The organism is Psychrobacter sp. JCM 18903 (assembly GCF_000586475.1).
Classification (GTDB): domain Bacteria; phylum Pseudomonadota; class Gammaproteobacteria; order Pseudomonadales; family Moraxellaceae; genus Psychrobacter.
In genome coordinates this window covers 91,458-103,460 of the sequence record NZ_BAWJ01000010.1, presented here as the reverse complement: position 1 = coordinate 103,460, position 12,003 = coordinate 91,458, and the positions used below count along the sequence as shown (strand labels likewise).

The window sequence follows — 12,003 nt, the reverse complement described above, 5'->3', positions numbered from 1 at the left end:
GCCATGAGCAAAATGGATCAGCTTATTGATTTAGATAATGAGAGCCAAATTGCCACCTTTGGTGCAGGAACACAAGGGCCGGCGGTCGAGGCGCAATTGAACGAACATGGCTATCGTTTGGGACATTATCCTCAGTCTTGGGAGCTATCGACTTGGCGGCTGGATTGCCGCGCGTTCTAGTGGTCAGCAGTCGTTAGGCTACGGGCGCATCGAGCAGATGTTTGCCGGTGGTACGCTTGTGACACCGCAAGGGGTACTCAATATTGCGGATATTCCAGCGTCAGCGGCAGGGCCTGACCTACGCGAGATGATGATGGGCACGGAAGGTCGCGCTGGTATCTTTACCGAAGTCAAAATGCGGGTGCAGTCGCAACCAGAAGAAGAGCTGTTTAAAGTTGCTTTTTTACCGAACTGGGCAGCGGGTAAAGAAGTGCTCAGACAAGCCGTACAAAAAAATATTCAATTATCAATGCTACGCCTAAGCAATGCGGTCGAGACTGACGCGCATCTACATTTGGTACGACGCCCAGCCAGTTTATGGCCATTAGCACTTATCTAAAAGCGCGCGGTCTCAGCTCAGATAAAGTCATGCTTACTTATGGTGTATCAGGTGATAAAGCACAGAATAAATTGGCACTGACGCAGTTTAATAAGCTATTAAAGCAGCACGGTAGTGTCACGGGTAAAATAACCGATATCATGGGTAGTGTCTGGGCACATGGACGCTTTAAATTCCCTTATCTTCGTGGCACTTTATGGGAAAAAGGCATCATGGTCGATACCTTTGAGACCGCAACCAACTGGAATCATATCGACGAGCAGATGCAGCAGATGCAAGAAGCCGTTCGGACTTCCTTGGCAGATGAATGCGAAGAAGTAATGGCCTTTACCCATATCTCTCACGTCTATAAGCAAGGTGCTAGCCTCTATACCACTTACTTCTTTAGAGCGGCTAAAGATCATGCCAGCACGTTAAGCCGCTGGCAAAAAATCAAACATGCCGCCAGTTTAAGTCTGGCCAATGGCACAGCGACGATATCGCATCAGCATGGTGTTGGTCGCGATCATGCCCCGTACCTTGCTGCCGAAAAAGGTAAGCTCGGTATTCAAGTAACCCATGATATGCTCAAAAGCTTGGACCCTGAACAGCGTATGAATCCGGGTGTTTTAATTAAAGAGTAAAAGGCAGCGGTCGCCTTAGCGTCACTAGTTGGCTTAAACAGGTTAAGTCACTGATTAATTTGAGTGTAAATTACGACGGATCGTTTATGAACCAAGCCAATCAGCATGATCAATACCAGCAACGCCAGCAAGCATTAGCGCCTTTATCTCGTCGCTCGTCTCAAGTAGTACCATGGGATATACTCATCATCGGTGGCGGTATTACTGGTGCTGGAATTGCTCGCGAGGCAGCAAGGCGCGGCTTAGCGGTGTTACTCATTGAGCAAAAAGACTTTGCGTGGGGCACGTCCAGCCGCTCTAGCAAAATGGTACATGGCGGGCTGCGCTACATTGCCTCAGGTGACTATAAAACCACTTTGCTGAGCGTCCGTGAGCGCGAGCGCATGCTAAGCGAAGCAAGTGGTCTCGTCAACGAGATGCATTACGTCATGCCGCATTATAAAGCAAGTTTCCACCGCCATGGATATTCAATACCTTGCTACGTGTCTACGATGGGCTCGCGGGCAAGCGCTACTCTAAATACGTTAAAAAAGACGCTTTTTTACAGCTTAATCCGCACATCAAGCAAGAAAAATTTTTGGGCGCCAGTCAATTTAGCGATGCAGTGACCGATGACTCACGCCTTGTGATGCGGGTACTTGATGAGGCGATTAATGACGGCGCGCAGGCGATTAACTACCTTAAAGCTGAGTCGTTAATTACTAATGAGCAAGGCTTGGTCGTTGGCGCTACTCTATTAGATACTTCTGCTGAAGATAGCAATCATACTTACGATATTCATGCCAAAGTGGTGGTCAGCGCGACGGGTGCTTGGGCGGATACTCTAAGAATGCAGGCAAGCAAACAAACAGAACAAACCTTTCATAAACAAATTCGCCCGTCGCGTGGTAGCCATCTGGTGGTCAGCCAAGAGCGCCTACCAATCAAACAAGCCTATACTTTTTTGCACCCTATCGACAAAAGAGCCGTTTTTGTCTTTCCATGGGAAAACCGTACCGTCCTTGGTACCACCGATTTGGATCATCCGCCATTAGACGATAACGAAGTCGGTATCACTAATGAAGAGGTGGATTACCTATTGGCAGCGACCAATAATCTCTTTGATAATGTAGACATTAGCCGCAAGGATGTCATCAGCTCATGGGCAGGCGTGCGTCCACTGATTTCTGATGGCGGTGATGGTAAGCGCGTCAGCCCGAGTAAAGAAAAACGCGACCATAGCGTTTGGTTGGATAATAATTTAGTGACCGTCAGTGGCGGCAAATTAACCACCTTTCGCCTAATCGCCCTTGATGTACTGAAAGTTTGTCAAAAGGTGCTCGAACTTGATGAGTCAGCTACTCAAGATAATGTCTCATATAGCAGCCAAGTCTTTAGTAATCAACCGCCAACCAATCCCAAATTTTCAACCCTAACACCACTATTGCAACAACGCTTGCAAGGGTTTTACGGTCTACAGCTTGATGCCTTATTAGAGTTAGCGCATGACGATGATTTGGCTTATGTGACCGATAGCAACACCATTTGGGCGGAAATCCGTTTTGCGGCGCATTATGAGCAAGTCATTCACTTGGACGATTTGTTACTGCGACGCACGCGCCTAGGGTTGATACTGCCACATGGCGCAATGACGCCATTGATTAGCGATAGGCTCAAACAAATATGCCAGCAGGAACTGGGTTGGGATGAGCAAAAATGGCAGCAAGAAGTTGAACGTTATCAAGCCTTATGGCAACGCTATTATCATTTGCCCGCTGCTTAATTTATATGACTACATAGTTAAGGATGACTATGACTTTTGATGACTCTATTTACTTCTTAGCCATAGACAATGGCACCCAAAGCGTCAGAGCACTTATCTTTGACCAATTTGGAACCGAGATTGCCAAAGCCCGCGTCCCTATCGAGCCGTATTTTTCAACGCAGCCCAATTTTGCAGAGCAGCATGCCGACTACTATTGGAAAAAACTAAGCGAGGCTTGCCAGCAGTTATGGCAAAGCTGTGATATTACGCCTGAGCAAATTGCTGGCGTCAGTCTCGCCACTCAGCGCTATACCATGATATGTCTAGGTAAAGACAAACAGCCGCTACGTCCCGCTATCGTCTGGATGGATTTGCGTCGCGGCGAAATTAATGACATAGGCTTGCTCAATCCACTCACCAAAGTCATCGGTATGGGCGAGCTGGTACAAGAGGCGCAGCAAAAAGCCCGCTGTAATTGGCTTGCTCATCATGAACCAGAAATATGGGCGAAAACAGCACACTATGTGAATCTATCAGCGTACTTAACCTATCAACTTACTGATGAACTTATCGACTCCACTGGTCATGCGCTAGGCTATCTGCCCTATGACTATAAAGCGCAAGCGTGGTTTAAGCCCGATAATATTAAATGGCGGCTATTCAGCTGTACACCTGAGCAGATGCCTAAAGTTGTTCCGCCGGGACAGCCACTCGGTTCTATCAGCGCCAAAGCTGCCGCTGTCACTGGTATTCTGAAAGGCACACCGATGATTGCTGCCGCCAGCGATAAAGCCTGTGAAGCGTTGGGCTCTGCTGGACTTGCCGCCGATACCGCCTGCTTAAGCTTTGGCACTACCGCGACCGTCAATACCACCTCAAAAAATTATGTTGAAATACTCAAGCACATGCCCGCTTATACCGCCGCCGTACCAAATTACTACAACCATGAATATATGATTTATCGCGGCTTTTGGATGGTTAGCTGGTTTAAAGAGCAGTTTGCCCACTATGAAGAGCAGCTGGCAAAAACGCAGGGCATCGATACCGAAAAACTCCTAGATCAAGCGGTAAAAGACATTCCAGCGGGCTGTATGGGGCTAATGATGCAGCCATACTGGTCACCCGGCGTTCGGCATCCGGGTCTTGAAGGCAAGGGTGCGCTCATTGGATTTGGCGACGTACACACGCGAGCGCATGTTTACCGCGCTATCCTAGAAGGGCTTGCCTATGAGCTAAAACTTGGTTTTGATACTATTGAGAAGCGTATAGGCAAACCCATCAAACACTTGCGTGTCGCTGGTGGCGGATCTCAAAGTGACTCAGCCATGCAGCTTACGGCTGATATCTTTGGTATGCCTGCATACCGGCCGCATACTTATGAAGCTTCAGGCTTAGGCGCTGCTATCAATTGTGCAGTGGGGCTTGGCGTTTATCCCGACCATTTAGCAGCAACTAAGGCGATGGTGCATTTAGGTGATGAATTCTTACCCATTGACGCCAACGTCCAGCTCTACAAACGTCTTTATAATGAAGTCTACCTGAAAATGTATGAGCGCTTAAAACCTTTATACCAAAGCATTCAGGACATTACGGGGTATCCTGCTAAATGATATTACTGTTTAAAATCATTGCTATTTAATGCAGTATGCATACGATTTAACCCTTCTATCAGCAGCGTTTTAGGACACGCTACATTAAGGCGCATTTTAAGATGCCCTTCATTACCGTACTTAATCCCCGCGCTAAGCTCAACTTTGGCCTCTCTAAGCGCGTCATAAAGCATTTGATCGTCTTGCGCATATGCCGAGCAATCAAGCCAAATCAGATACGAAGCTTCTGGACGCATCACCTTAATTTTAGGTAGACGCTCTTCTAAAAATTGTAGCGTTAAGTCAATATTGGCTTCAATATAAGTCAGCGCCTGCGCCAACCATTCGCCACCTTGCTCATAAGCACTACGCATGGCCGTATAAGCAAATAAATTTAGCTCATGCTCGTCACTCAAACGCTGCTGCTGGTTAATTTTACTCAGTAATGCCCTGTCTTTAGCAAACATCATCGAGCCTTTGATACCGGCAATATTAAAGGTTTTGGTCATCGAGGTTAGGCTGACTACTTTGTGCTCATAGCCTGTTGCTAGGGTTAAAAAGGGAATAAAGGTGTGACCACTCAAAGTTAAATCTTGATGAATCTCATCACTCACAATCGCCACATCGTGCTTTTTGCAGATTAAAAGCAGCGCTTCAAGCTCATCCGCTGTCCATACACGTCCGCCCGGATTATGCGGATTACACAACAAATACAGCTTAACTTTATGCTCGATAATTTTAGCTTCTATATCAGCTAAATCCAGATAGTATCGCCCCTCATTCTCCTGTAATGCAGAGGTCACCAGCTTACGATTATTATCCAAAACCTTGGTCATAAAAGGCGTATAAATCGGGTCATTAATGAGTACCGCATCCCCTGCCTCGGTAAATACTTTCATCATCAGCACCAAACTTGGCACGACACCCGGAGAAAACAGGATATCCTGCTGCTCCAGCCACAAGTCATAACGACTGCCATGCCAGTCGATAATCGCTTGATACAACGGCTCGGTCGGCACGGTGTAACCAATATGCCATGCTGCGTTACTGCTCAATCGCCGATAAAATAGGCTGGGCAGTCTTAAAGTCCATATCCGCGACCCATAGCGGAATCGTGTCATCGGTATAATGCCATTTAAACGACCCCGTATCACGTCTGTCTATTATTTCATCAAAGTTGTACAACACCGATGCTCTCCTTTACGGTAGTTTTATATTATAACTGTTCATTCGTCGGCTTAAATGACCTTTGAAAATATAATGCTATCATTATTTGAATAATGGTTAAAAATTAGTGTTACATTAATGTTGCGGACTCTACATATGATCAAGTTATTTATGCCAGAGTATGCTCATATTGCAAGGATTGTGATCTATCAGCTGTTACCCAAACCCCCTACTAAGCCAAGATGGCTTGTCTAAAAGGATTTAGCATGATGAAAATGGATTCCCTATCAAACGTAGCACTTAAAAGTACGATACTCAAAATCAGTTCCCTTACTCTCGCCATTGTCGCAACTTCTGCATGCACTGCTATGGCAACAGGTTCTGACTCCCAAGTTTCAAATACCCAAACCACTACGAATAGTACTGCCATTACTTTAGGCAATAGTGCTATGTCTAGCGGCACTAACGACACGGTTGCTATCGGTAATATGGCCAATGCAGGTCTGAACTCAGCAACCGCTGTCGGCGGTCAAGCCAACGCTGCAGGTTTAGGCTCAACCTCTATCGGTTGGCAATCAAAAGCCACTGCCGAACGCGCGCAAGCCTTTGGTCATCTAGCCAATGCTAGCGGTGTTCGCTCTACCGCAGTCGGCGAAGCGGCAACCGCTGGTGGTACTAACGATACGGTCGCTGTCGGCAATAAAGCCAATGCAGGTCTAAACTCCGCAACGGCTGTTGGCGGGGAAGCCAATGCCGCAGGTTTAGGCTCAACGTCTATCGGTTGGCAATCAAAAGCCACTGCCGAACGCGCGCAAGCCTTTGGTCATCTAGCCGATGCTAGTGGTGTACGCTCTACCGCAGTTGGTGAAGCGGCAGCCGCACAAGGTGCAAACTCGGTAGCGATAGGCAATAAATCTATGGCTGGCGGCATGAACAGCATCGCTATCGGTAACGGAGCAATGGCGGCTAAAAACAATCAAGTCGTCTTAGGCAGCGCTGGACAAGTGAAATCTAGTACTTCATCACAGTCAGGCACGGTCAGAATCATCACTATCGATGACAACGGCACTTTGGGCACGATGATGGTGGACTACTATAAATCAGCTAAATAATAGCAGTTAATCAGAGCCAAGCTGCTAACGCTGGTGCAGTTATCACTAGTTATACTCGATAAAATAATGAGACCTCGCCATGGCGAGGTTTTTGCTATTTAAGATTACGGTACTAGGTTTAGGGGTTTGGCGTGGGGCTTTAGATGGTTTGGGAATAGTTTAGAATTTGCGGATTAGAAGGTAAAACCGTTGCAGTAATAAGGGGAGCCAATCCTGCCATCCGCTATTATCTGCTTATCTAGCATGGCGCGGCTACGGTTTGGGTCATTCCTGTTTGGTCACGATACTGCCCCAAAACCTAGCCTTCGCAACACGCCTATCCAAGCAGGATAGCCGCTGCTGTCAGGGCTAAAACGTGCCTCAAGGCGACTATAATTAAGCTATTAAAGTTTACTCTAGTGAGTGATTTTGATATATGCTGACATACAATCTATATTCTTTACTAAAAAATCTTCAATAATTTTAAAATCATCATTTAATCAATATAAGTGATTTATCTCAATAATAAACAATACAAAGTAGCGAGCTTTACATTATTTATTAATACATAATACAAATACTTATAGAATTTTATCGGAGTTATAAATGGACTTAGTAGGTGCTCGTTGGTGGAAGTTTGATATTCATACTCATACACCTGCTTCATTTGATTATGGTAAAGGAGATTCTAGTCAAAAGAACATAACAGCAAGAGATTGGCTTATAAACTTTGTAAATAAAGGTATTGAATGTATTGCCGTGACTGATCACAACAGTGGGAACTGGATAGATAGATTGAAGGTTTCCGCAGAAGAGTTAAGACAGGAAGGTATTGAAATTCATGTTTTTCCTGGTGTTGAAATTACTGCAAACTCAAATATTCATATCCTTGGGATATTTGATCCATCATGCTCATCGTCTAAAATAGACACAATAATTGCACGCTCGAGATATGAAGGTGAGAGAGGAAACAGTAATGCAGTAGCTCAAGAAAGTGCAGAAAAAATCATTAAAGAAATTAAACATGCTGGAGGAATAGCTATACCAGCACACATAGATTTGAAGGCAGGTATGTGTACTCAAACCTCCGCTCATACGATAAAACAAATATGCGAAGTGGCTAATGCAGTTGAGATCATTTACCCAGACCAAGATAGAGATGATGCTCCTTTATCTAGATATAAAAATACAAATATAAACCTGCCATCTGTCATAGGTTCAGACGCCCATCATCCAAATGATATAGACAGAGCTTTCACTTGGTTTAAGATGTCAACTCCATCTATAGAAGGTTTGAGACTCGCTTTAATAGATGGCAAGTCATCAATCTTACGTTCAGATTCTGAAAATCAGAACCCTAATCAAACTTCAAACACTCGACTTCAGTCAATCACTGTAAGCAATACAAAATATGCTGGTCGTTCTTCTCCTCTAACCATATCTTTTAGTCCATGGTTGAATACATTAATTGGTGGTAGAGGAAGTGGCAAATCTTCAGTACTAGAGTTTATAAGATTAGGTATGGATAGAGCTCGTGATGTTCAAAATCTAGATGCTAACAATGAAGTTCGAAGAACTTTTGAAAACTTTATTAAAACTTCTAAATCAAAAGATTCAGAAGGCGCATTACTGGAAAACACCCAGATTGAATGTCTATACCACAAGGATTCAGCACTATATTCACTTGAATGGAGTATGGTCGATCCAACAGTAAGCATTAAAAAGAAAGTAGGAGATAATTGGATCGAAGAAGATGGAGAAGCTTACTCTCGTTTTCCGGTCAAAATTTTTAGTCAAAAACAAGTTTATGACTTTGCAAAGAACCCCAATGCCCTCCTCAATTTAATTGACCAGTCTTCAAGTGTACAATATCAACAATGGAACATGCGTTGGAAAGATGAAATTAATCGCTACTATTCACTATGTGCCCAGAAAAGAGAATTAGAACTTCAAGTATCTAATAAGCCGATACTAGTAGGTCAATTAGCAGATATTGATCAAAAAATATCAGTTATAGAAAGCTCTGGGCATCAAGATGTATTAACGCAATATCAGTTTTACGAAGGCAGAAACCGGCTTATTTTAGAATACGAAGAAGCCATTACCACCTATACTCAATTACTCACTAACTTGATTGATACAAAATCACCTCGTATAGACTTAAATGAGTTCAGCTCTACCGTTGAAAACGATATATCTGATAGGTTAAAAATCCTGTCAGACCACTTAGAAGTATTCAAACAAAATATATTAGATAATATTTTTCGCTTAGAAGAACAACTATATACATTCAATAAATCTTATCATCAAAGTGATTTTAAAGATAAACATAGTAGTGCTGTAGTCCTACAAGAAAAGCTTAGCAGCTCACTTGCAGAAGAAGGTATCGGAAATCCTAATCAATATGCAGACTTAATTAGTACAAAATTATCGTTAGAAAGAAATATCAATGAATTAACTAAAATCGAGATTCAAATTCAAGAAGTCGACTCTGATATTAATAGTTCATACCGAACAATAGTTGATATAAGAATAGAACTAACAAAAAATAGAATAGCATTTTTAAATCGATATCTAAGTAATAATGATGTGATCAAAATTGAGATACTTCCATTATGTGATAAATATCATTTAGAGAGTACATTCAGAGAATTAATAGGTAAAAATGATAATACTTTTGTTTCAGATATATATGACTATGATAAAAAGTCAGGTTTGCTTTATGAGTTAAATCAAAAATTAGAGACTACAGCTAAATCTAGTCTTGAAGATACATTTTCAGCTTTAAGCTCACTTAAATTATCTCTTTCAGCACAGTCTCCAAACGAAGTATCTAATCTAAATTTGAGTAAGCGTTTTAAGGATTTACTAGATAATTTAAATCCCAATATTCAAGATGCAATTCAAACTTGGTTTCCAGAAGATAATCTGACAGTAAAATTCAATGATGGAAAAAAGTTTAAAGATGTTTCTCAAGGCTCTGCTGGACAAAAAGCCTCTGCTATATTGTCCTTCCTTCTTTCATACGGCTCAGAACCTTTAATTCTAGATCAACCTGAAGATGATCTTGATAACGGTCTAATATCAAGCCTAATTGTTTCAAAACTTCACGAGTCTAAGAAAGAGAGACAAATAATTATTGTGACACATAATCCTAACATAGTAGTTAATGGAGATTCTGAGTACGTTATTGCTCTTGAAGAAAAAGGTCAAATTAATATAAACGCATCTGGAGCTCTTCAAGAAATAAATGTAAGAAAAAATGTTTGTGAGATAATGGAGGGTGGTGAAATAGCTTTACAAAAACGATATAATCGTATGTTCAATATTTAACTGCTTAAAAATTCTAGCTGAATCAATACCTTAAGCAGTTATCGATGTATTACAAACAAGTTTTTAGTTATTAAATAATAATCTCATATCATTTACCCACAAACTCAGCCTCACGTCTCTCAACCATCGCCATCGCACCCTCTTTTGCATCTTCTGAATGAAACAAATGTGGCAGATAACCATGAATGTTGGCGAGTGCTGCTTTTGCGCCATTACGACTGGCATCTTGTGCTGATGATAATAATCCTTGCACGCCAAGCGGTGCAGCGTTGCAAATCTCTTGGGCGATGGTTAGCGCACGCTTATATTCCTCACCTTTTGCCACCACTTCGCTGACCAAATTCAGTCTATCAGCGTTTGCGCGTCAAAGTTTTTACCCGTTAATAGATACGGCATGGCTTTTTGCCAGCCAGCTGCTGCTACAAAGCGTACAGTCGCGCCACCAAACGGCATAATACCGCGCTGGACTTCCATTTGCGCAAAGTTGCAGTTATCACTTACGATAACGACATCGCTATTTAACATCAGCTCAATACCAGCAGTGAAACACGTTCCTTGTATCGCCACGACCACAGGTTTGGTGCGCAGTTTGCCACCGATTCCCCATGGATCTATTTGGGTTTCATCGAATTCAAACGCACCTTTATCCCACTTATCCTGTAGCTCCATCAAATCAAGCCCTGCGGTAAAATGCTCTCCATGGGCGAATATCAGCGCACAGCGAAGATTGGCATCATTTTCGTATTGAGTGAGTGCCTCAGATAGTTGCTTAATCATATGGCTATCAAAGGCATTGCGTTTATCCGCGCGATTGAGCCCGATCAAGCAGATGTAATCTTGGACGTCATAGGTAATGCGAGTGTCTGTACTAGTAGTACTTTCCGTAGTCATATTTTTATCCTTATTAGAGCGATCGTTTTATGGTTTGTCACATGGCGAATTAATACCGCTAAAAATTATGTAACTTACTTTCAATATAGACATACGCTTCGTGCAACGCAAGCATCGTTTTAGCATGAGCCTCAATAGCTGGTATCAATATCAGTTGACCTCATTTACGCTAATGTGCAACTATTATCCAACTCAAGACATGACTCAGAGCATTTTATGGAATTTTGGCACGGTTTTTTGCTTATCACCAGCGTCCATCTACTCGCTGCTGCCTCCCCGGGTCCTGATTTTGTATTAGTCTCACAGCAAACTTTGGCAAAAGGGCGACGCACAGGTTTGATTTGTAGTCTTGGTATTACTTTGGGTCTTGCGATACACATCACTTATTCGGTGCTAGGACTGGCAACGCTCATCGCCCATTCGCAGCCACTACTCACTGCTATTAAATGGTTGGGCGGCAGTTATCTTATTTATCTAGGATGCAAGGTATTCAAGCCAAACCGAAAAAAACATCAGAATTAGCAAATCCAGTAGAGCTAATAGATTCAGGTGTTCACGTTTCACAAGATATGCTTATTAAGCAAACGACTTCTACCAATCATACCGAGCTTTCTGATAAAGCCATTTCTAATAAAAAACCGCCTACTGATACAGGCTCAACCGCTTCCATTCTGCGCCGTGGCTTTTTTTGTAATGTGTTTAACCCAAAAGCGCCAGTATATTTCGTGGCGATATTTACTCTCGTTTTATCACCCGACATACCGCTGTGGCAATTGGCTATTTATGGTGTATGGATGATGGTCTTGCAGATGGCATGGTTTAGTACCGTGGTGATGTTACTGTCTATTCCTGCCATTCATCGTCGCTTTCAGCGTTTTGAACATTGGATCGACCGCGTATTGGGTACAGCATGATAATATTGGGATTAAATCTTATTTTACGTAGTCGATAAGACGCTAGTGACTCGTGAAATCTGCTAAATGGTGCATTATATTCAAACATCAAA

General features: G+C 42.9%; 12 protein-coding genes and 1 pseudogene. 10 read left to right on the top strand and 3 right to left on the bottom strand.

What is annotated here, in order from left to right; translation table 11 throughout:
- The first annotated feature begins 3 nt into the window (after positions 1 to 3).
- The 6 genes from TT12_RS17170 (at position 4) to TT12_RS08715 (ending at position 4,536) form a co-directional block, all read left to right on the top strand.
- Positions 4 to 180, top strand: a complete 177-nt coding sequence (locus TT12_RS17170; RefSeq protein WP_353511620.1) for an FAD-binding protein — start codon at positions 4 to 6, stop codon at positions 178 to 180.
- On the top strand, positions 107 to 559 hold the full coding sequence (locus TT12_RS17165) for an FAD-binding oxidoreductase (RefSeq protein WP_243443527.1): 453 nt from the start codon (positions 107 to 109) through the stop codon (positions 557 to 559). Before TT12_RS17170 ends, TT12_RS17165 begins: the two co-directional genes overlap by 74 nt.
- A complete protein-coding gene (locus TT12_RS17160) occupies positions 538 to 1,182 on the top strand; it encodes an FAD-linked oxidase C-terminal domain-containing protein (protein ID WP_243443526.1) in 645 nt (214 codons plus the stop codon). The genes TT12_RS17165 and TT12_RS17160 overlap by 22 nt, the downstream gene beginning before the upstream one ends.
- An 86-nt stretch (positions 1,183 to 1,268) precedes the next feature.
- Positions 1,269 to 1,790: an FAD-dependent oxidoreductase gene (locus TT12_RS18400; RefSeq protein ID WP_279378853.1), complete on the top strand. Its 522-nt coding sequence runs from the start codon at positions 1,269 to 1,271 to the stop codon at positions 1,788 to 1,790.
- Positions 1,760 to 2,944, top strand: a complete 1,185-nt coding sequence (locus TT12_RS08720) for a glycerol-3-phosphate dehydrogenase/oxidase (protein ID WP_279378852.1) — start codon at positions 1,760 to 1,762, stop codon at positions 2,942 to 2,944. The genes TT12_RS18400 and TT12_RS08720 overlap by 31 nt, the downstream gene beginning before the upstream one ends.
- Before the next feature lie 29 nt (positions 2,945 to 2,973).
- On the top strand, positions 2,974 to 4,536 hold the full coding sequence (locus TT12_RS08715) for an FGGY-family carbohydrate kinase (protein WP_243443525.1): 1,563 nt from the start codon (positions 2,974 to 2,976) through the stop codon (positions 4,534 to 4,536).
- 2 nt (positions 4,537 to 4,538) lie between these two features.
- On the opposite strand, the gene TT12_RS08710 is transcribed toward TT12_RS08715, so the two are convergent.
- Positions 4,539 to 5,534 (bottom strand): MalY/PatB family protein, encoded by a 996-nt coding sequence (locus TT12_RS08710; protein ID WP_243443524.1) that lies wholly within the window; start codon positions 5,532 to 5,534, stop codon positions 4,539 to 4,541.
- A 25-nt stretch (positions 5,535 to 5,559) separates the two neighbouring features.
- Positions 5,560 to 5,703: a hypothetical protein gene (locus TT12_RS17155; RefSeq protein ID WP_243443523.1), complete on the bottom strand. Its 144-nt coding sequence runs from the start codon at positions 5,701 to 5,703 to the stop codon at positions 5,560 to 5,562.
- Between the two features lie 245 nt (positions 5,704 to 5,948).
- Between TT12_RS17155 and TT12_RS08705 the strand changes: the two genes are divergently transcribed.
- Positions 5,949 to 6,794 (top strand): membrane protein, encoded by an 846-nt coding sequence (locus tag TT12_RS08705; RefSeq protein ID WP_045453949.1) that lies wholly within the window; start codon positions 5,949 to 5,951, stop codon positions 6,792 to 6,794.
- Positions 6,795 to 7,379: 585 nt separating this feature from the next.
- Entirely contained in the window at positions 7,380 to 10,106 is a 2,727-nt protein-coding gene (locus TT12_RS08700; protein WP_045453945.1) for a TrlF family AAA-like ATPase, read from the top strand.
- Between the two features lie 88 nt (positions 10,107 to 10,194).
- Here the strand turns inward: TT12_RS08700 and TT12_RS08695 are convergent.
- Positions 10,195 to 10,997: pseudogene (locus tag TT12_RS08695) on the bottom strand (crotonase/enoyl-CoA hydratase family protein).
- A gap of 216 nt (positions 10,998 to 11,213) precedes the next feature.
- On the opposite strand from TT12_RS08695, the gene TT12_RS18395 reads away from it, so the two are divergent.
- Both TT12_RS18395 and TT12_RS18390 read left to right on the top strand, forming a co-directional pair.
- Positions 11,214 to 11,519, top strand: coding sequence for a LysE family translocator (locus TT12_RS18395; RefSeq protein WP_279378851.1), 306 nt, complete (start codon positions 11,214 to 11,216; stop codon positions 11,517 to 11,519).
- Positions 11,477 to 11,911, top strand: coding sequence for a LysE family transporter (locus TT12_RS18390; RefSeq protein ID WP_279378850.1), 435 nt, complete (start codon positions 11,477 to 11,479; stop codon positions 11,909 to 11,911). The genes TT12_RS18395 and TT12_RS18390 overlap by 43 nt, the downstream gene beginning before the upstream one ends.
- The last annotated feature ends 92 nt before the right edge of the window (positions 11,912 to 12,003 follow it).